The sequence below is a fragment of the Parashewanella spongiae genome, from assembly GCF_004358345.1.
Lineage (GTDB): Bacteria > Pseudomonadota > Gammaproteobacteria > Enterobacterales > Shewanellaceae > Parashewanella > Parashewanella spongiae.
The window spans coordinates 4,053,260-4,074,461 of the sequence record NZ_CP037952.1; the positions used below are offsets into that span (position 1 = coordinate 4,053,260).

The window sequence follows — 21,202 nt, forward strand, 5'->3', positions numbered from 1 at the left end:
AGGGAAAATACATGAGTATCGACACCCCTCTTTTAATTACATTTTCAGGCTATCTAATCTTGATGTTACTGATAGGCTTCTGGGCCTATAAAGCAACAAACAGCGTAGATGACTATATCTTAGGTGGCCGAAAAATGGGGCCTGGAGTGACTGCTCTTAGCGTTGGCGCTTCTGATATGTCAGGGTGGTTGTTACTTGGTTTACCCGGTGCCGTTTATGTCGGTGGACTCAGCGAAGTGTGGATTGGTATAGGCCTACTCATCGGTGCTTGGCTCAATTGGATTTTTGTGGCTAAGCGACTTCGTATCTACACACAGTTCACTGATAATGCCTTAACATTGCCAGATTTTTTCGAAAAACGATTTAATGATCATAAAGGCATTTTAAAGATTATCTCTGCGGTGACTATTTTAATATTTTTCACCTTTTATACATCTTCTGGCATGGTTGGCGGCGCAATTTTATTCGAAAAAGTATTCGGTCTTGATTATGCCTACGCGTTATTGGTAGGCAGTATCATTATTGTTTCTTACACTTTCATTGGCGGTTACTTTGCAGTAAGTTGGACGGACTTTTTTCAAGGTTGCTTAATGTTAGCCGCCCTACTTATTGTTCCTGTGGCGATTTTTTCATCTCCAGAAAACCTACAAAACTTGTCACAACTTGATCCAAGTATGTTGTCGATAATCAACGATGAAACCACGTTGATTGGCTTATTCTCTCTCCTCGCATGGGGACTTGGCTACTTTGGACAGCCACATATCCTTGCCCGCTTTATGGCTATTGGTGATCCTAATGATTTAAAGGTATCTCGTCGTATCGGCATGAGCTGGATGCTCGTTTCGGTATTTGGTGCTTTAGCTGTTGGTCTAGCAGGCGCCGTACATTTTTCGGCTACGCCTTTAGACAATGCAGAAACCGTTTTCATCCACTTGACTCAGGCAGCCTTCAGCCCTTGGATTGGCGGTTTATTGATTGCGGCAATTTTATCGGCAATCATGAGTACCATTGATTCTCAACTTTTGGTCTGCTCAAGCGTGATAACGGAAGACTTCTATCGACGTTGGATAAGACCAAAAGCGTCAACTCAAGAGTTATTACTGATTGGACGTGCAAGTGTTATTACTATTGCAATCATTGCAGGGGTGATCGCTTTGGATCCCAAAAGTGATGTATTAACATTAGTCAGCTACGCTTGGGCTGGTTTTGGAGCGGCATTTGGCCCAGTAGTATTGCTTGCATTATTTTGGAGAAACTACAGTCGAAATGGCGCTGTTGCAACAATACTCGTTGGGGCAATAACCGTTATTGTTTGGAAAGAGCTTTCAAGTGGTATTTTTGATTTATATGAGTTATTACCTGCATTTATGTTTGCAACCATTGCCGGAATTATTGTGAGTGTGATATCACCTGCTTCAAATGCTGAATCCTCAAGCTTTGAAATGTTTAAATCTAAATTATAAAAGATAAAAAATCAGCATAAGTTCATTTACTTATGCTGATTAACTTTTATTAATTAAAAACACAACTAAATATCTAACAAATTCTTTACATAAATTATATTTAGCTAACTCTATAAATATTAAACAATAATATTAATTATTAAAGTCGTTAATTCTATAACCAAATAATAAACGCTAATAAATTCAACAATAAATCAACAAATTACACACTGGTCAGACTTGCAGCACCCTCTTCAGCTCCCTAGTATGTGCAAGATCATAACAAACAGTACAATAACGATTACAGCCCACTTTTATTAAGTGGTTTGGCTGAGATTATTATATGTACAAATAGATAAGTAGAAATAATACTAATTACAGTAATTAATCTCTCACTCAGCAAGAGCTAAAGGGTTTCAGTGCAAGGCACAAGCTCGAAGTACTATATTCCCTACGGCCGCCATACAAAACTGGCGTTCAACGCACTTCGTGCTTTTGTCGGGATAATTCAAGTGCTTGTAACGCAGTAATGGACCCCTTTAGCCTTGCCCTTCGGGAGCTTGTATGTGCTCACTTTGGTTTATAAAGAATACTTCTCAAAATTGTCTTGACGTAGCAATGTAATAACGACAGCTGTGTATGTCGGTAACAACTATGTCTTCATCAATTTCGATTGCACTTTGAGCACATACATAGCTCTGAGTTGAGCATTTAATTACTGTAATTGGTATATATAGTCTTTACTTATGTTGTCTATTTAATATAAATAATTGGATGATGAATACAATGCACCTACTCAATAAGACTAGCTTAGCAGTTGCCCTAGCTCTAGCAAGTACCCAAACACTGGCGGCAGGATTTCAACTTAACTCTCAATCAGCTACAGGCATTGGTCGAGCTTTCTCTGGTGAAGCCGCTATTGGTGACAATGCTTCTGTACTATCTCGTAATCCAGCCGCTATGGCACTATTTGACGAAAAAGCGTTGTCAATAGGCTTAACTTACGCACAAACCGATGTTGAAGTGAAAGATTTAGCCTACCAACAGGCACCTACAACAGGATTTGGCAGCATAGACGATGCGGCTGACAACAAATTGATCCCTAACCTGTATTACATTCAACCTTATAACAACAATTTTTCTTTTGGCTTTGCAGCCTTCAGTAATTTCGGTACTGGGACTGATACCAGTTCGTTCTTAACTGATAATCCAGGTGCGACACTCCCTGTTGATTTATTGGGTAACACTGAAGTCACCACAATTAATTTTAACGGCAGCTTATCTTGGAGAGTCAACAAGCATTTCAGTGTTGGCGCTGGCATTGACGCCGTTTATGGTGAAGGCTTATTAACTCGCCAAGGAAAAACAGCTTTTAGCGATAGTTCAACATTAGTCGATGTTGATGCTGATGGTTGGGGGTTCGGTGGTATTGTTGGTGCTTTAATCGAATTTAATAAAGATAACCGTATTGGTATCAGTTATCGAGAAAGTCCTGATATTAAAGTCAAAGGGGTCTTAAATACTTTAACACCAAATCAAGAAAAAACAGCACTTCTTCCCGTAGTAAGTGATGAGTTAGAAGTACCTTTACCTGATATCTGGCAAATTGGCGGATTCCATCAATTAACCGACCAGTTTGCTATCCATTATACCGCTCAGTATACAAGCTGGGGTGATTTTGAAAAAATTACTCTTCAAGGCAACAAGATAGGCACAACACAAGTTCCAGATTCAGCACTGAAAGTCTATAAATGGGAAGATTCATGGTTATATTCTATTGGTGGTACATACAGTGTTAACCAAGATTGGACCTTAAGAGCAGGCTATTTATTTGATGATGGTGTAGTTGGTGAGCTTAGCTCTATTTCAATCCCTGATTCAGATCGTGATTGGTATACTGCAGGTATCGGATTTAATTTAGACAAAAACAGCACAATAGACTTTGGCTTGGCTTATGTGAAAGGTGAAAATACAGAGGTAATTGAAAATAGTGCAATTTTAGGTGGTGTCAATATCATTGCTCACACCAACGCAAGTGCAACTTATTACTCCGTTCAATATAGCTATAACTTTTAATTATTAGGTTAATTACCCACTTTTTTTTAGATTTAAATGCCGTATCCTTTACGGCATTTTTATTTAAAAAATGCATCCTTACCCCAAGTTTCAAATTTAAAAATCGATTCTCGATTTTTAAATTAAACATGAAATAAAATTTAGAACCATTTACAACACTCAATTGACGCTATAGGTTTAAATTCGGCCACCTGTACAATTTTTTAAAAAGCATGGCATATCAGCTCAAGAGATGTAGTGGGGTTATTTTATGGTTAGTAAATTTAAAAAAAACGCAATACAGTTAGCAGTCGCTGTTTTGTTCGCTTTATTCGGAACAAACAATGCTGTTGCGAATAATCGTTTACAAAATACAAATATTAATCCGCCGACAAATAATTCTGCTCATCCCGTAAAAAGATATATAGTCCAATTTAAGGATCAGACATATTCTCCTGCACATTTTGGTACTCAGCCAAGCATGAGTCATTCAGCGCAGAATACTCAGGTACAACTTCAGCGCTCAGCATTTCGCGAAGCAAAAGTTGCTACTGCAACACGAATTGGACACAGTAACTCATATTCTGCTTCACTGTCTGAAAACGAAGTACGGAATTTACAGGCAAATAAAAACATTGAATTTATTGAAGAAGATGTCCTTCGTTATGCATTGAACAACACATTAAGTACTCAACATACTTCAAAACAATCGATAAATCGGAATATGAAATCCTCACTGCTTAGCGATATCAGCTGGGGAAACGAAGCCGTTGATGCACTAAGTTTAACTGATGCATCCGCATCCAATAGAACGGTTTGTATCATTGACACAGGATACGATGTCAATCACCCCGCGCTGGCTAATAACAATGTAATCGGTGAAAGTATGGGAAATACGGGAAGCTGGGATGCACCAGGAAACCCACATGGGACACACGTAGCCGGTATTATATCAGCAATGAAACCACTCAATCATTCTGACGACTTTGGGATACGTGGTGTGATGCCACATGGAAAGGTTAATATTGTCGCTATTAAAGCCTTAAACGATCAAGGTCAAGCATATAATTCTGACATTATGTCAGCCGTTGAAACTTGTGCAGATTTAGGCGCTAATGTGATCAGCATGAGTTTAGGTGGGATAGATACCAGCCGTGCAGAAAAAAAGCTATACAATAAGTATTCACGGCAAGGAATTTTGATTGTCGCTGCGGCAGGAAACTCTGGTGACACAAGCAAATCATACCCAGCATCATACAGTTCCGTAATGTCCGTGGCATCGATTGACAGTGGTAACGCACACTCAGTGTTTTCGCAAAGCAATAATCAAGTTGAAATATCAGCGCCGGGTGAAGCGATTATTTCAAGCGTGCCCGTTGGTCAAGGCAGGACGGCAGATATCTCTGTTGAAGGGCACTCATATTTTGCCAATGGCGTCGTTCCTGCGCAGCATTATATTCCATCAGGACCAGTCGACATTGATGGAAACATTCAATATATGATCAGCAACATTAATGATACTGCCGCTGGAGAGTTGGCTGAATGTGATACTAGCAGCGGCTCTTACCAATGTGAAAATATGACGTCAAAAGTTTGCTTAGTTCAACGCCTTGAGAATCAGGGCATGAACCCTAACGCTAAGAGCACTGATGAAATAAACCCTGAAATTCATGCCGTCAGTGCCTGTCAACAAGCAGGAGCTGTCGCTACTATTGTTTACAGTAATGATGAATTGTCAGGACTTCAAAACCCATTTTTAGTCGATAAAAATCAAGAAATATCTTCTGTAACCGTTTCTGTAGACCGTGAAACAGGTCAAGAGTTAGCCAGCCACATTGGCGAGCAAACTACCGTTTCTGCCGAAGGTAACAAAGATTATGAATACTTTAACGGCACTTCAATGGCGACGCCGTACGTATCAGGTGTGGCTACCTTATTATGGAGCCACCATACAGAATGCTCAGCACAGGACGTAAGGAATGCATTGGATGAAACCGCAAAGCATTTAGGTCAATATGGTAGAAATAACCAGTTTGGTTACGGACTAATTGATGCCGAAGCTGCCGATGAGTATCTAACTGCATCATGTAAAGGATAAACTTAAATAGACGAATAAAAGGTGCTTGAGTATTTTTTATTCGTCTAAATAAAATGACTCAATAAATTTTGTGTGCACTTTGCTCAATGCATCGCTATCAGCAATAATCAATACTTTCCCAATAATCCCATCCAAGCTTAACGATTCTGCACATTTAAATTGAGCACGAATAGCATCACGTCTAATAAGTTCATTAAGTTCAAATGGCACTTTTTTCTCACTAAGCACTAGCTCTATCTGCTGCAAAACTGGAATAATTGAGATAGGCAAATTAGAAATATTCGCCGTTTGTTTGAGTAGGATAATTTCACTCTGGGCGCTTGACTCTTTTTCTAATAACACATCATCTTTCGTTTCGATAAAGGCATTAGCCGTAAACTCTGTATATTCAACACCATTTCGCTCGAAAAAGCGTTGCCAAAACTGCCTTTTACTTTGTCCTGACTTAAATAAAGATTGAACCTCAGAACGTTTTTTAGCGACGAAGTCCATCAAACCTGAAACTGAACTTGGCAGCCAAGTCTCAATTCTAGCCCGCAATTGACTGACAAAAACTGGTGCGGCTCCACTGCTGCTGATTGCAATTTGTAATTTACCTCGGTCGACGATTGCAGGTGTGATAAAACTGCATTCATCTGGCGCATCAACAACATTAGCAAGTATATTTTTTTGATGAGCCACTTCCGCCATTTTATGGTTTAGTGCCGGATCTGAAGTTGCCATATAAAGAAGATGAATATCTCGGATATCTGATTTATTCACTTCACGCAGTTCTAATTTAATTTTGTTTTGACTGGCTAGTCCTAACACCTCATCACAAGCCGATAGCGCGATTACTGTTATTTCAGCTTCTGTTCGACACAATAGCTCCAACTTGCGCGCAGCAACGTCTCCAGCGCCAACGACAAGAGCTGATAACCTTTGAGTATCAACAAATAGCGGAAAATACTGCATCAAAGATCACTCTCTATATTTTCTGAACTGCATTTCCAGCAAATTTCAAAATTAAATTCATTTTGCTCACCACACTCACGGCAAAACCAAGGCTCACCTTTTTTGTTGTTCTGATCCATAATTGCTTTCGCTTGTTCAAGTTGCGATGAAGTTATCCAAATTTCAGCATAAGCGGCATCTAGTCCAAACTCACCCGTTGCCCCTAACAGTGCTTCTCCTCTTAACTCAACATCGATTCCTTGAGTTTCAAGCAACCCTTTAAAGGCATGCACCTCAATTAAACTACCTTTAATTAATAGCGTTTTCTCTGATGATAGATCGTTCATTGGCATAATTTCCCTTACAAAAAAGCCACCCGAAGGTGGCTTTTTAGAATACCAAAATATGATGCCTTAAAGAAAGATTTAAGGCATTACAGATTCTTGATCGGCACCTTCTTTTTCAATTTCAACGGGCATCATGTGATCGCGGCTTATGCCTAAACGAATCGCTAGATAGCTCGCTACATAAATTGAAGAATAAGTACCCACAAGTATGCCCATCAGCAATGCTGTGGCAAAACCATGGATCATCCCGCCACCTTTCAAGAACAATGCAATCACAGTGATTAACGTTGTAAAGGTTGTGATGATGGTTCGGCTCATCGTTTGGGTAATTGACGCATTCACCACTTCCGCGGGATCCGCTTTACGCATCTTGAGGAAGTTTTCACGAATACGGTCGTATACAACGATGGTATCGTTAAGCGAGTAACCTACTACGGTCAATAAGCCCGCTAACACAGTCAAGTCAAACTCGAGTTGCAATACAGAGAATACACCTAAGGTCACGATGACATCGTGCCCCAATGCAGCAACTGAACCCGCCGCCAAGCGCCATTCAAAGCGAAATGACACATAGACAAGAATACAAATTAGTGCGACTAAAACCGCTAAGCCACCTTGCTCAGTTAATTCTTTACCAACCTGTGGTCCAACAAACTCAACACGCTTTTGAATCACGCCTTCGTCAAATTTTTTGGCAGTCTCCATGACCAATTTCACTTGGTCATCGCTTTTCACGCCTTGTTTGACTTGCAAACGGATCAGAATGTCTCTGGTTGAACCAAAGTTTTGGATCACCGCGCCACTCGTGCTCTCATGATCTAAATCAGCACGTAGATTTTTTAAATCTACCGCGTGATCGAATTCAAGCTCAACTACTGTACCGCCAGTGAAATCAAGTCCCCAGTTAATACCATTAGTGGCCAACGAAACCACTGAACCAACCACTAAAAATAGTGAAAGAACACTGATTGGCAACGCATGGCGCAAGAAATTGACTGTGCCTTTAAATGCTAAAATTTGAAACATAATCAATCTCTCCCTAGATAGACAACTTCTTCACGCGCTTGCCACCCCAGATAGCGTTAACTATCGCACGAGTGCCTACAATCGCTGTAAACATTGAAGTTGCAATACCTATCATTAAGGTAACCGCAAAGCCTTTAATCGCACCTGTTCCGACAGAGAATAAAATCAACGCAGTCAAGAATGTGGTGATGTTCGCATCAGCAATCGTCGAGAACGCATTTCCATAACCTTCATGAATCGCTTGCTGAACACTACGCCCTGCACGCAACTCTTCACGAATACGTTCATAGATAAGCACGTTACCATCAACCGCCATACCAACCGTCAGTACCATTCCAGCAATACCCGGTAAAGTTAACACGGCGCCCGGTATCATAGACATAACACCTACAACCATGATTAAGTTGAAGCTCAATGCAAGATTAGCGATTACACCAAAGGCGCGGTAATAAATCAGCATGAACACTAAAACAATTGCCATGCCCCAAATCATCGCTTGAAGACCATTTTCGATGTTTTCAGCACCAAGGCTTGGACCAATGGTACGCTCTTCAACAATCGTTACTGGCGCTATTAAAGCACCTGCACGAAGCAAAAGTGCAAGCTCTTGCGCTTCAGGTTGATTTAACCCGTTGATAACGAAACGATGACCTAATTGCTGTTGAATGGTTGCTACCGAAATCACTTCTTCGGTTTTCTTCATCTTAACAGTGCCATCTGGGTTACGTTTGTCACTGTCTTTATATTCGATGAACAAAGTCGCCATCGGTTTACCGATGTTGACTTTAGTCGCTGCAGAGAATTTATTACCACCTTTAGAGTCAAGGGTGATACTCACTTCTGGACGACCATTTTGATCGAAACTTGGCTGTGCATCAGTAATGTGATTACCGGTTAGGATAATCTTTTTCTTCAATACAACAGGTTGACCATTACGACGTTTATGCAATATTGACGTTGCAGGTACACGCCCTTTCAACGCATTTTCGATATCCGCATTTTGATCAACCATGTGCAATTCAATCGACGCCGTCGCACCTAATATCTCTTTAGCACGAGCCGTGTCTTGTACACCTGGCAATTCTACGATAATGCGTTCAGCGCCTTGACGTTGTACCACTGGCTCAGCAACACCGAGTTGATTAACACGGCTGCGGATCGTAGTCATATTCTGCGCAAGTGCATCTTCCTTAACTTTCTTAAGGTAGACTTCATTCATCTTGGCTAACAACAGTGGCTGCGTATCAGTAGATACATCAGTAAACACCATATCGGGGTCTTTACGCTTTAAAAAGCGCTCAGCCTGTTCAAGTGCATCAGAATTACGGAACTTTATTTCAATACCACGAGGCGTTATCCGAACACCAGAGTAACGGATTTTTTCAAGACGAAGTTGCGAACGAAATTCAGAAACTTTCGAATCTTCCATTTTTCGAACCGCTTCACCCATATCCACTTCCATCAAGAAGTGAACACCGCCACGTAAGTCAAGACCAAGCTTCATTGGTGCACCGCCAAGTGCAGCCAACCATTCAGGAGTAGCTGGAGCGAGGTTAAGTGCGACAGTAAATTGCTCACCTAGTGCTTCGGCGATGACTTCTTTCGCTTGAAGCTGTTGCTCAGGATTTTTGATTCGTACGAGAACCTGTTCGTTGGCCAGCTCAGAGCGAATAACTCCAATACCTTTTTCTGCCAACAGTTCATTGATTCGAGCTTGAACCGATACCGTCACCTTAGCGCCACGGTTAGCTGCAACTTGCACAGCATGATCTTCGCCAGATAAATTTGGAGATGCGTAAAAAGCACCAATGACGATAATGAATATCACCATTAGGTTTTTCCACATTGGATACTTATTTAACACGCTTTAGCCCTCTTGGCTTATAGCGACTGAATAGAGCCTTTAGGCAATACAGCTGCAATATAATCCTTTTTGATCGTAATTTGAGTGCTGTCGTTCAAGCTCAACACTGCATAATCGCTGTCATCACTGATTTTTGCGATCTTACCTAAAATACCACCATTAGTTAGCACTTCATCACCTTTTGAAATCGATTCCATTAGGTTTTTGTGCTCTTTTACGCGCTTTGATTGTGGACGGAAGATCATGAAGTAAAAAATCAAACCGAAAATAACCAGCATGAAAACCATTTGCATTGTTTCGCCACCTGGCACGCCAGCTGGAGCTGCGTAAGCATTAGAAATAAACATAATCCTCTCTTCTTTTGTTACTTTTTATAATTAAAAATGTTGATTGTAAATTTTATTAGTCGTTCAGCTCAGGGACTTCTCGACCTTGACTGCTATAGAACTCGTGAATAAAGTCATCCAATGTACCTGCATCAATCGCCCCACGCAAACCTTCCATTAACATTTGATAGTATCGAAGGTTGTGAATGGTGTTTAAACGAGCACCTAAGATTTCACCGCACTTGTCTAAATGATATAGATATGACCGAGAATAATTTTTACAAGTGTAACAGTCACATTTTTCATCTAATGTAGCGGTATCATCACGATGCTTAGCATTACGGATCTTAATAACGCCTGTGCTGGTAAATAGATGTCCATTACGTGCATTTCGTGTAGGCATTACGCAATCGAACATGTCAACGCCACGACGCACACCTTCAACCAAGTCTTCAGGTTTCCCTACGCCCATCAAATAACGAGGTTTTTCTTCAGGGATTTTAGGGCAAACGTGTTCAAGAATACGGTGCATATCTGGTTTAGGCTCACCAACCGCTAAGCCGCCAATGGCGTAACCATCAAAACCTATGTTGGTTAACCCTTCTAAGCTTTCGTCACGTAAATCTTCGTAAACACCACCTTGAATAATACCAAATAAAGAATTTGGGTTTTCAAGGCGGTCAAACTCATCACGTGAGCGCTGTGCCCAACGCAGCGACATCTGCATTGATTTACGCGCTTCATCATGTGTGGCCGGATACGGTGTACATTCGTCAAAAATCATTACCACATCTGAGCCTAATGAATCTTGGATCTGCATCGACTTTTCAGCATCCATAAAGATTTTTTCACCGTTAATCGGTGAACGAAACATTACGCCTTCTTCAGTGATTTTACGCATAGCGCCTAAACTGAAAACTTGAAAACCACCTGAATCAGTCAAAATTGGGCGCTGCCAGTTCATGAAGTCATGCAAATCACCATGCTTACGCATAATTTCTTCGCCTGGGCGAAGCCATAGGTGAAAGGTGTTACCGAGTAAAATATCCGCACCTGTTGCGCGCACTTCTTCCGGTGTCATGCCTTTTACGGTTCCATAAGTGCCTACAGGCATAAATGCTGGTGTTTCTACAGTGCCACGGTCGAACACTAAACGACCGCGACGAGCGCGGCCTTGGGTTTTATCTAATTCAAATTTCATTAACTATACCTTGTCAGATAAACAGTCTGACTTCTTTAACTAAAAATTATTTTGTTTTTCGAGTGATGAACATGGCATCACCATAACTGAAAAAGCGATACTTTTGTTTTATCGCATGTTGGTAGGCATCCATGACCAGTTGTTGATCAGCAAAAGCACTGATCAACATGATAAGAGTTGACTCTGGTAGGTGAAAATTCGTTACCATCGCATCAACCACATTAAATTCGTATCCCGGATAGATAAAAATATCAGTATCTGAGCTGTACGCCGCTATTTTACCATCATTTTCTCTGGCGGCGCTTTCTAAAGATCGTACAGATGTGGTACCAACCGCAATTATGCGATTTCCAGCGGCTTTTGTTTGTTCAATTAAGTCAACCACACTTTGTGGTACATTCGCCCACTCTGAATGCATTTTGTGTTCAAGAACATTATCAACTCGTACAGGTTGAAAGGTTCCCGCGCCAACATGTAAAGTCACAAATGCCGTATTAACACCTTTATCTTTTAAACGTGCGAGCATTTCATCATCAAAATGAAGACCCGCTGTCGGTGCTGCAACCGCCCCTGGGGTTTCGTTATACACGGTTTGATAACGCTCTTTATCGGCATCTTCATCAGGACGATCAATATAAGGCGGTAAAGGCATGTGGCCAATTTCTTCCAGCACTTCTAAAATCGTAAGCTCTGATTGCAGTTCTAATTCAAATAAGGTGTCATGACGCGCCAACATTTTCATCTGGTAACCATTATCTAAATCAATAATGGCATCAACTTTCGGTGATTTTGAACTGCGCACATGAGCAAGAATCCGTTTATCATCCAACATGCGTTCAACTAAAATCTCTAGCTTCCCACCTGTCGATTTTTGCCCAAATAAACGCGCAGGAATAACTCGAGTATTGTTAAACACCATTAAGTCACCCGGTTGAATAAAATCGGATAAATCGTTGAACTGTTTGTCTGAAATTTGGCCAGTATTACCATCTAAGGTTAAAAGACGTGACGCTGATCGCTGCTCTGTGGGGTAACGAGCAATAAGTTCATCAGGAAGGTCGAACGAAAAATCTGCAACACGCATTAACTTGCCTCAAAATAGCATTAAACAAACCTAAAGCAACTGCAATACAGTTCTCTGGTTATGAAATATAAATGATGAATCTACGTTTTTAAATGAAAACGGCGGCTAGTCTATGACTATAGGCAGATGAATTCAAGATACAGAAGTGAACCTAGAAGAAGTTTGTTCGAATACAGAAAAGTTTCCAGTCAAACTCTCATACTTGAATTGTTAATATGAGAGTTCTGCAAGGTAAAGTACGATGGTGAAGAAAAGACTAAGAGTCGCTAGGTTCTTCTTTTTTTGACGGGTTGTGATACTGAAAATCAGTATAATCGAATGGCGGACCATCGATCTGCTCATATTGAATCTCAGAATACATTTTTACTCTGGGTTCTTTTTTAGGTTTTATGCGAAAAACCTTTTTAAGCCAACCTATCATCATCCGTGAACCTTTTTATTATTAGTTGTTTATATTGATTATAAATAATTAAAAAAATCAGCCGTTTAAAAAACGTATAATTGATATAAAAATACTCGACTCTTTTATGATACCGTTATTACACAAATTGTTTCAATATATTTTTTATGATTATAATTGAGTTATTGCCCCATTTTTTGTGTAACAGTAAGCTAGACAGACAAATCATCTACATAGCCAAGCGTAATCAACAAAATTCACTACAAGATCACAAAAGAAATAAAATTAACACCTACTTATAACATTTTGATATCTATTAGATTGAATGAACAATTGATAGTCTTTAACAGGTCTATATTAGGGTCTGTTCTTGTTTAGTGAAAGTCGCTGAATACCAGCCTACGCTGATATGACAAAGCACAAACATTTTGTGTTATACCAATTACAGTAATTAAATTCCCAGCTCAGAGCTATGTATGTGTTCAAAGTACAAGTGAAATTGATGAAGACATAGTTATGACCGACATACAAAACTGTCGTTATTACATTGCTACGTTGAGACAGTTTTGCGTAGTAATTTGGACACATACAAGCTCCCGAAGGGCAAGGCTAAAGGATTCCATTACTACGTTACAAGTTTTTGAATTCTCCTAATAGTACTTCAAACTTGCGTCTTGTACTGAAATCCTTTAGAGCTTGCTGAGTGGGAAGTTAATTACTGTAATTGGTATTAGTTCGCCCCTAGGGGCGAGGAATTAAACCCGAAGTGATTAAAATAAATATGTTAAAAAAAATTTCAACCCCTTTATATCAAAAGCTTAAAAGCCGTGAATTTTGGTTAAAGTTAACGAAAGAATTGGTTATTGTAATTGCACTTGTCAGTGCTCTCAGTTTCTATCTTCAATTTGAAATGGCTTCAGGCCATGCTCCCAAATTAACCACTGAAACCATCAATGGGAAACCGATTGACCTAGCGACTCTAAGCTCCGACAAACCCACGCTCGTTTATTTTTGGGGTTCATGGTGTGGTTACTGTAAATTTACGTCCCCAATGGTTGAATCAATATCAAAAGATCACCCCGTGATCAGTATCGCCATTGCCTCTGGTAAAAATTGGGAAGTGCAACAATACCTTGAACAAAAACAATTAAGCTTTGCTGCCATTAACGATATTAATAACACGATTAGTCAAGCTTGGGGAGTAAATGGAGTACCTGCAATTTTTGTGATTGATAAGAATGGAAATATTGCGTCAAAAACAACAGGGCCAACCAGTAATTGGGGAATGCGGCTCAGGTTATGGCTAGCAAGCTTTTAATTTTTAATATCAATTAGTTAAACATAGAATTAACCTTCATCCATTTTAATAGCAGTCAGTAGTCTGACTGACTATTATGGTTATACCCATATAGCTTCAAATATTTGGTACTGACTTTTTGATACCTAAATTGAATTTTTCATCAGGCTTAACCATTCCAGTCACTCATAGTGGCTGCTTTAGCCGTGCTACTACGCTAACGGGTTTTGAGCTTAATAATTTATATTATGAGCAAGATGACCATCAGTTAAATCAATTAACATCTTTAAAAGAACGTATCAAAAACTGGTTTAGAGGCGTTGATAAAGCCGACGCAGCCATTGCCTTTAGACGACTCGTACACTCTACAACCGCGGAGGAGGCAGACGCACACTTTTTAAAATTACAATCTTGTCTTGGTACCCAAGAAACCGACATAATTTTGTGCTTTTCTCATTTAAACAATAAGCATTACGAACTAAAGTTAGATAATTCAGTAGGGCATCTACAAATAACAAAATATTTAAAAAAAAGTACGCCGAGAAACTACCAAAGCACAGGTCAATCTACGCCGATACATAATCATCATACCATTTCAACTTCAGCTGTTGGTTCATCAAACTTTAGACCTCAGCAAAGTCCTTGGTTCCGTTTTATGAATGGCTCAGGCCGTTTATCAGGTCATTCAATCAGTGAAGTGCTCAAATTTGACGATAATAAACTTGAAAATTGCCATAACTTTATTCAAATGATCTTCCCAACTCAAACAACAAGCACTGTTGTTTCATCTGCCCCTTTACTTTCCTCTGCTGATGTACTTAACGTTCATTACACCCCTAAAACCCAGCATAACATCCAAAGGTGTATTGACGTTATGTTAAAGTTCTACGGATTAGAAAGATCAGGCGATCAAGTAAAGCAAATGCCCAATGCTAGTTCAATATCACTAACTAAATGGAAAAGCTTAACTTTCACTCATAACCACAAAAGAATTTCACGTATGCTGACATTCCTTATACTTTGCGGCTACCGTGATTTTGCCTCAAATCTGTTTGGGTTTTTTATTCAGAATCGTCAACACATTAGCCGAGGTGTAATGAAACATTGGCATACTTTACTAGAAAATCAATCTCTTATTGGTAGGCAATTCCGATTAAATTTTCAATAATTCAAACCGCTAAACTCATCTTTATACAAGCCCCGTTTTCAGTATTCATTACATGAAGCTTGCCATTGTGTCGCTCTACAATATCTTTACATAAAGCCAAGCCGAGTCCTCTACCGGTAGTTTTTGTGGTATAAAAAGGCGTTAGCGCATTGCCAAGGTTCATAAAACCCGAACCATTATCTTTAATTATTATTTTGGCGTCTGAGCCTTTATAGTAAACCTGCATATCTACACTTGTAGTGAGTACTTCTTTACCTGCTTCTTTTGAATTCTTGAATATATTAATTAATACCCGTTCAAATAATACTGGATCAATTTCTAGATAGTGCTCACCGCTATATCGAAACTTAATGCCTTGATCTTGTGCTACTTCATTGGCGAGTTTATATAAGTTTGTTCTCGTTGGTCTTGGTTCTGGTAACTGGCTCAGTTCTGCGTATGCTTTAACAAATTTTAATAATGATTCACTTCTGGCTCGAATACGTATTAGCACTTCACGAGTTAACTCCTCAGGCATTGATTCAGTTTGCAACAAGGTATCAGCCATTGACGCCATTGGCGTTAGTGAATTATTTAACTCATGTGATAAAACCCGAATTAAATCAATTTGGGATTGTTGTTTGGTGGATTGCAATTCACCTCGAATATTGTGAGCTAAAAATAAAGTTTGCTGACCAATACTAATATTATGAGTTTGCCAGTTTTGATCGAAACCAGAATGTGTAAACCGACTATTTTCAATTTTAAAACCGCATTCTTGCGCAGCAGCACCTATCAACAAAGGTACCTTGAGTTCTTTAAATAATGAATGATTAAAAAAAGTAATGCGCTGCTTTCCATCAAAAGTAATCACTGGCATCGGCCAATGTTTAAACACGCTTTCAATCACAAAATCATTCTGTTGAGATTCTGATAAAGATGGGGAACTAAAATCGGTTTTATGCAACAGCTTGGATAGCTCGTTAAGCAGTGAGCGATTACCATCTAAATTTAAACTGATGTTTGTTTGTCCCTCTTGCCGCGTTTTTACATATACCAAAAGTTGTTCTAACGGCTCAGTCTGTTTACGGTAAAAACTCACCGATAAATAAGCTAAAACATAGAGAAAAAAGATCCCGAAGGATAACGTAATCAGTATATCTTCACTGACCAAATAAACGTTTCCAGATAAAGACAATAAACCGAGCGTAGCAATAACAGTAAGCAATGCAATCAGCTTCCGATGATAATTCATTCCTCGCCCGCCTCTGAAATTAATTGATATTTATCCAATCGCCGATATAGTGCATTCCGAGATATACCCAATTCAGTTGCAGTATGGTTTAAATGCCCATCGTGTTGCTCAAGCGCATTAACTATTCTTTGCTTCTCCAGCGCCTCGAGGGTCATATCAGGAATATCCGATTGAACACTTCGAGTACTTGGCTCCAAAATGAGTTGCTGTGTATCGATTTTATTAGCCGAATTAATCAATACGGCTCGTTCGATAACGTGGCTCAGTTCACGCACATTTCCTGCCCATTCATGAGTGAGTAATTGCGTTTCAGCGGCCGCAGACATCGTCATGAGCGATTTATTGTATTTGTGGGCAAACATTTCGATAAACATATTGGCCAAAGGCAAAATATCTTGTTGCCGATTTCGAAGTGCAGGTAACGTGATGACAAAAGTATTCAGTCGATAATATAAATCTTGCCTAAACTCACCCTGCTCGATGGCATGACTGAGGTTTTGATTAGTGGCTGATATCAGCCTTGATTGTGCAAAGCACTCGGTATTCGAGCCTAATGGCGTGAATTCGCCACTCTCTAATACTTGCAATAACTTGGGTTGCAAATGATATGGTAGAGTCCCTATTTCATCTAAAAACAAGGTCCCTTTTTTTGCCCGACCAAAAGCACCTTGTCTGTCTTGCTTAGCATCCGTAAAAGCGCCTTTAATATGACCAAACAATTCACTTTCGAACAAGCTTTCTGGAATGGCCGCCATATTTATTCCTACGAAAGCTTCGCTAGCTCTGTGGCTCATAGCATGAATGCGTTTCGCGAGCAAAGACTTACCCGTGCCGTTTTCACCGAGAATGAGTAAATTGGCGTCTGTAGGTGCAAGCTGTTTAATGAGCATTTCAAGCTGTTGCATGGCAGGCGAATAAGCAATCCAACTGTCTTGATTTGATGGGTTTTCAGAAATGTTAATGTGACTCGATATTTTGTTGACTAACTGTCTTTTGTTCCAAGGTTTTTCGATAAAATCAACAGCTCCAGCTTGTAAACCTTGCACAACCAATTCAATGTTTGCCCATGCAGTCATGAGCATCACCGGCAATTCTTTAGGTGCGAGCTGTTTTAATAGTTTAAGTCCTTCTTTACCTGATGTCGTATCTTGCGAAAAGTTTAAATCCAGCAGTATTAAATTAGGTGTTATTCGCTCAATGAGTTGTAGGCAAGCCTTCACACTATCGGCTTCAATAACCCGATAGTCCTCACCACGGAGTAGTAAATTTAACGCAAAACGGATATCGGCATCATCATCGACCACTAAAACGATTTTTTGCTTCATGCACTCTTGCTGACAGTCATCACTGCCAGCTCCTTTAATTATTGACTGTTTTAACCTAGAAACATTAGTTGACTGCGTTATCAAGCGTAGAGCACTTCACTTATTGGGTGAAAACCACGGTAATAAAATCATCGTATTGCTCAAACAGTTACTCATATACTCAGCATTCAACTGATGTTTTTAAGTTTAAGTAGAGTAGGCTACTTTAACTTTAAAGCTCACGTAGCGCTTGCATGGGTTCGGCATTAATCACTCGCCATATCACCCAAAAAATTGCCGCAAAAACTATAGTAACCAATATTGCAGAAAAGAACAGCAAGGCTTCCCAAGAGAACGCGGGCAACGCTGAAATTTGCTGCTGTAAACCATAGTAAATTAATGCCGATGATACTAATGCAACCACCATAGTAGTACTTAACAGCCCGCTAAAGCTTTTAAGCATATTGTTAAGTAACATGGCTCGTGATGCACCAGTTGCCATGCGAATGGCTAACTCGAAGCGCTTAATTTCGGCAAAGCTTAACGCCATTCCAGTGGTGCCAAAAGCCGCGAGTAGCAAAGTCAGTAGTGAGAGCACCATGATGAAGTAAAACTGCAATAGCTTATTATCCAGAGCACGCCACATATACTCCTTCAATATCAAACTTTTTATTTCTGTAATTTGTGGGTGTGAATTTTTTATTAATGACTCGATAGCATTTACATCAAATACTTCTGCTTCAGGTAACTGCATCACAAAAACCATGGATGAAATGTTATCTGTATTTGCGAAATAACTGACAGCAAACTTTGTATCATGCTCACCAACTCTCACATTATCAGCAATAATACCAACAATTTCTTTGCCCCAAAACTGAGTACCTATCAGGTTTTTAATTGGCTCACCTTTGCTTAAATGTTTGGCTGATGTTTGATTGTTCAACTGCACAGGCGCAAGTGTGGTGTATTCTTGTTGAGTTATATTTCGGCCATATAAAAGCGGAATCTCGAACTGTGAAATGAAGTCATGTGCCACATCTACAACACGAAAACTCTCGGTTGTATTGGTGTCAGGATCGAATCTAATTCTTACCGAACCATTCATTCCAATATAAGGGTCTGCATTACTGCTCAAAACTTGAATACTACTATCGAGCTCACTTAATTTATTGATTATTTGCTGTTTAATCACTCGATTAGCTAAGGTATAGCTCTTTAGCTGTTTTTCTTGTTTTGATTGATTTTCACGATCATATTTTCGAAAATTTTCATCAAAAGTGGCTTTCACGACTAATGTATTACCAGCCTTGAATCCGTAATCAATATTCAAATCACTCCAAGCTGAATTCCCTACCATAGCCAACGTAGTTAACAATATCGCTGCTGCACTTATTTGCAATACAAAAATAGCTTTACTCAGTAAGCCCATTGATTGCCTTGAAACACCTTTATTCCCTGAAGATACTTGCTCTAATAACGTGTTATCGTCGAAGCGAAATACAACAACTAACGCGAAAAATAAATTAATACCCATAACCAGCAGTATCGCAACTATTGAGGTATAACTGTCCAACTGTATCAAATCAATAAACTTGATATTACCGCCAGAAATGATCGGAAGTAATCGAATAATCCAAGCCGCTAAAACTAGTCCGGTAAATGCTGAAGCAATAAATACAGCCAAATTTTCGAAAAACACCATTGCGAATAAACGCGATTTTGTTGCCCCTAAGCTAATTTGCAGTGCGAACTCTCGGTATCGTTGTTGGTAATAACCAATAAATAAGTTCAACAAGTTCAAACTCGCCATCAGTAATAGTGCTGTAACAGCCGCAATTAAAAACCACACCATGTTTTCTTGTTCCAGCAGTAATGAATCGCGATATTTCACGATGTTTACTTTTGTTTTTATGTTTCTTGCGATAGTAAAAGTAGACTCTATATGTTCTACTTTATATTTTTCCCAAAATGTACCAACTTCTTTAGCTGTAATAAGCCTCGTCTTCACTCGGAAAAGCGATGTGAAGTTACCAGTAAATTCCCCGTATTTTAAATCCTTATTTTTAAAGTCTTGTAAATTATACAATGACCAAACTTGTTGAGTATTACGTATTCCTCGTATTGAAAATGAAACAAAGTCAGTTACAACTCCTTTGACTAAATGCGTTTTATTATTAATTTTAATTTGTTCGCCGATTACACCTTTTCTTGACTCTAATGCGCTGCGCCATAATGTTTCTGAAATCCATACACCTTGCGCAATATTATCTATTGTAGGCGCATCACCTAATATGATTTCTCGGTCTGTAACATCAAAAATATTATGACTTGCTGTAAATAATATGCTGTCATACTGCGTTTCTGATACATTAAATAATGCTGGGAATTGATCACCATCCAGAGCAGCAAAATCCCCAATTGATCGATAATCGTCTGCTAGATGGGCGTAAGCTTTACTGTTAAAAATGCTCATTGACATTTCCCCGAGCATTACCTCGTTATTAATTATATAAAGCGAGTCTTCATCTTTAATATCTGGTAGTGGCTTGAAGATTAAATTACTGCTCATTGCTACAACCGTCAGGACGGCCGCCAATGTTAAACTTAAGGTTAAAAGTACGGGCAATGTTAACCTTGGCAAGGTGAACAGTCGCATCACGCCGTGTTGCAGTGCTCGTAAATAAAAGCTCATGCAATAGCCCCCTTAGTTTCGGCAAGTACTTCACCATCGAACAAGCGAATTTTCCGCTGCGCCATCAAGCTATATCGTTCGTCATGGGTCACCATAACAATGGTAACCCCTTGCTCGTTGAGCGTTTTGAGCTGCTGCATAACCAAGTCACCATTTCGGCTGTCTAAATTCCCTGTTGGTTCATCCACTAGCAAGAGTTTTGGTTCGCCGACTAATGCCCGAGCGATAGCCACTCGTTGCTGTTGACCACCCGATAACTGGTTCGGTTTATGGTGTTTATGGCTTTCCATATTGACCAATAAAAGATGTTTATCTACGGCTTGCTTGATAGTTTTTGAAGACTCACCGCGGTGCTCTAATGGCAAAGCGATATTATCAAAAACACTTAAATGTTCGATTAAATTAAAAGATTGAAAAACAAAACCAATGTGTTGGTTGCGTATTTTTGACCTTTGATCGACCGATAAATCACTTACATCAATATCGGTTAACTGATAATTACCCGTAGTGGCCGCATCTAACAATCCGAGAATACTGAGTAATGTGGATTTACCGCACCCAGACGGGCCTGAAATAGCAACAAACTCTCCTTGATAAATATCCAAACTAATATCATGTAATGCGTGGGTTTGTATTTGTCCTTTGGTGTAGATTTTGTTGATATCTCGTAATGTGACTAATTTGTTTTTGTGTTTTTTGGCGTTATTTTCCATGTCATTGTTCATTTTTAT

Annotated in this window: 16 protein-coding genes; 5 read left to right on the forward strand and 11 right to left on the reverse strand. The window is 39.5% G+C overall.

From position 1 onward, the window contains the following. The first annotated feature begins 11 nt into the window (after positions 1–11). The 3 genes from putP (at position 12) to E2I05_RS16145 (ending at position 5,595) form a co-directional block, all read left to right on the forward strand. Entirely contained in the window at positions 12–1,463 is a 1,452-nt protein-coding gene (gene putP / locus E2I05_RS16135; protein WP_121852051.1) for a sodium/proline symporter PutP, read from the forward strand. Positions 1,464–2,228: 765 nt separating this feature from the next. Then, positions 2,229–3,518, forward strand: coding sequence for an OmpP1/FadL family transporter (locus tag E2I05_RS16140; protein ID WP_121852052.1), 1,290 nt, complete (start codon positions 2,229–2,231; stop codon positions 3,516–3,518). A gap of 250 nt (positions 3,519–3,768) precedes the next feature. Further along, the gene (locus E2I05_RS16145) at positions 3,769–5,595 is read left to right on the forward strand and encodes a S8 family serine peptidase (RefSeq protein WP_121852053.1); all 1,827 of its coding nucleotides are present in this window, start codon (positions 3,769–3,771) and stop codon (positions 5,593–5,595) included. 36 nt (positions 5,596–5,631) lie between these two features. Here the strand turns inward: E2I05_RS16145 and E2I05_RS16150 are convergent, their stop codons facing one another. The 7 genes from E2I05_RS16150 to queA form a co-directional block, all read right to left on the reverse strand. Further along, positions 5,632–6,549, reverse strand: a complete 918-nt coding sequence (locus E2I05_RS16150) for a precorrin-2 dehydrogenase/sirohydrochlorin ferrochelatase family protein (RefSeq protein ID WP_121852054.1) — start codon at positions 6,547–6,549, stop codon at positions 5,632–5,634. After that, positions 6,549–6,875 (reverse strand): putative signal transducing protein, encoded by a 327-nt coding sequence (locus E2I05_RS16155; protein WP_165905424.1) that lies wholly within the window; start codon positions 6,873–6,875, stop codon positions 6,549–6,551. Before E2I05_RS16155 ends, E2I05_RS16150 begins: the two co-directional genes overlap by 1 nt. Positions 6,876–6,953: 78 nt before the next feature. Next, on the reverse strand, positions 6,954–7,901 hold the full coding sequence (gene secF, locus E2I05_RS16160) for a protein translocase subunit SecF (protein WP_121852056.1): 948 nt from the start codon (positions 7,899–7,901) through the stop codon (positions 6,954–6,956). Between the two features lie 13 nt (positions 7,902–7,914). Then, the gene (secD, locus tag E2I05_RS16165) at positions 7,915–9,765 is read right to left on the reverse strand and encodes a protein translocase subunit SecD (RefSeq protein ID WP_121852057.1); all 1,851 of its coding nucleotides are present in this window, start codon (positions 9,763–9,765) and stop codon (positions 7,915–7,917) included. A gap of 17 nt (positions 9,766–9,782) precedes the next feature. Next, positions 9,783–10,112 (reverse strand): preprotein translocase subunit YajC, encoded by a 330-nt coding sequence (gene yajC / locus E2I05_RS16170; RefSeq protein ID WP_121852058.1) that lies wholly within the window; start codon positions 10,110–10,112, stop codon positions 9,783–9,785. Between the two features lie 55 nt (positions 10,113–10,167). Then, positions 10,168–11,292, reverse strand: a complete 1,125-nt coding sequence (gene tgt, locus E2I05_RS16175) for a tRNA guanosine(34) transglycosylase Tgt (RefSeq protein ID WP_121852059.1) — start codon at positions 11,290–11,292, stop codon at positions 10,168–10,170. Between the two features lie 46 nt (positions 11,293–11,338). Next, entirely contained in the window at positions 11,339–12,376 is a 1,038-nt protein-coding gene (queA, locus tag E2I05_RS16180; RefSeq protein ID WP_121852060.1) for a tRNA preQ1(34) S-adenosylmethionine ribosyltransferase-isomerase QueA, read from the reverse strand. A gap of 1,181 nt (positions 12,377–13,557) precedes the next feature. Here queA and E2I05_RS16185 point away from each other — a divergent pair. Continuing rightward, a complete protein-coding gene (locus tag E2I05_RS16185; RefSeq protein ID WP_121852061.1) occupies positions 13,558–14,094 on the forward strand; it encodes a protein disulfide oxidoreductase in 537 nt (178 codons plus the stop codon). A 130-nt stretch (positions 14,095–14,224) separates the two neighbouring features. Beyond that, entirely contained in the window at positions 14,225–15,241 is a 1,017-nt protein-coding gene (locus E2I05_RS16190) for an opioid growth factor receptor-related protein (protein ID WP_133309748.1), read from the forward strand. 1 nt (position 15,242) lies between these two features. On the opposite strand, the gene E2I05_RS16195 is transcribed toward E2I05_RS16190, so the two are convergent. The 4 genes from E2I05_RS16195 to E2I05_RS16210 all read right to left on the reverse strand — a co-directional run bounded on the left by E2I05_RS16195 (position 15,243) and on the right by E2I05_RS16210 (position 21,196). Further along, entirely contained in the window at positions 15,243–16,475 is a 1,233-nt protein-coding gene (locus tag E2I05_RS16195; RefSeq protein WP_121852063.1) for a sensor histidine kinase, read from the reverse strand. After that, positions 16,472–17,884 (reverse strand): sigma-54-dependent transcriptional regulator, encoded by a 1,413-nt coding sequence (locus E2I05_RS16200; protein ID WP_243641020.1) that lies wholly within the window; start codon positions 17,882–17,884, stop codon positions 16,472–16,474. The genes E2I05_RS16195 and E2I05_RS16200 overlap by 4 nt, the downstream gene beginning before the upstream one ends. Positions 17,885–18,011: 127 nt before the next feature. Continuing rightward, entirely contained in the window at positions 18,012–20,471 is a 2,460-nt protein-coding gene (locus E2I05_RS16205) for an ABC transporter permease (RefSeq protein WP_121852065.1), read from the reverse strand. Continuing rightward, positions 20,468–21,196, reverse strand: a complete 729-nt coding sequence (locus E2I05_RS16210) for an ABC transporter ATP-binding protein (protein WP_243641021.1) — start codon at positions 21,194–21,196, stop codon at positions 20,468–20,470. The genes E2I05_RS16205 and E2I05_RS16210 overlap by 4 nt, the downstream gene beginning before the upstream one ends. Positions 21,197–21,202 lie beyond the last annotated feature (6 nt).

Bases quoted from the DNA above. Each gene is read 5' to 3' on its own strand.
- E2I05_RS16195 (WP_121852063.1), bottom strand. From the start codon at position 16,475: ATGAATTATCATCGGAAGCTGATTGCATTGCTTACTGTTATTGCTACG.
- putP (WP_121852051.1), top strand. From the start codon at position 12: ATGAGTATCGACACCCCTCTTTTAATTACATTTTCAGGCTATCTAATC.
- tgt (WP_121852059.1), bottom strand. From the start codon at position 11,292: ATGAAATTTGAATTAGATAAAACCCAAGGCCGCGCTCGTCGCGGTCGT.
- secF (WP_121852056.1), bottom strand. From the start codon at position 7,901: ATGTTTCAAATTTTAGCATTTAAAGGCACAGTCAATTTCTTGCGCCAT.
- E2I05_RS16155 (WP_165905424.1), bottom strand. From the start codon at position 6,875: ATGAACGATCTATCATCAGAGAAAACGCTATTAATTAAAGGTAGTTTA.
- E2I05_RS16210 (WP_243641021.1), bottom strand. From the start codon at position 21,196: ATGAACAATGACATGGAAAATAACGCCAAAAAACACAAAAACAAATTA.
- E2I05_RS16185 (WP_121852061.1), top strand. From the start codon at position 13,558: ATGTTAAAAAAAATTTCAACCCCTTTATATCAAAAGCTTAAAAGCCGT.
- queA (WP_121852060.1), bottom strand. From the start codon at position 12,376: ATGCGTGTTGCAGATTTTTCGTTCGACCTTCCTGATGAACTTATTGCT.
- E2I05_RS16150 (WP_121852054.1), bottom strand. From the start codon at position 6,549: ATGCAGTATTTTCCGCTATTTGTTGATACTCAAAGGTTATCAGCTCTT.
- E2I05_RS16145 (WP_121852053.1), top strand. From the start codon at position 3,769: ATGGTTAGTAAATTTAAAAAAAACGCAATACAGTTAGCAGTCGCTGTT.
- E2I05_RS16205 (WP_121852065.1), bottom strand. From the start codon at position 20,471: ATGAGCTTTTATTTACGAGCACTGCAACACGGCGTGATGCGACTGTTC.
- E2I05_RS16140 (WP_121852052.1), top strand. From the start codon at position 2,229: ATGCACCTACTCAATAAGACTAGCTTAGCAGTTGCCCTAGCTCTAGCA.
- yajC (WP_121852058.1), bottom strand. From the start codon at position 10,112: ATGTTTATTTCTAATGCTTACGCAGCTCCAGCTGGCGTGCCAGGTGGC.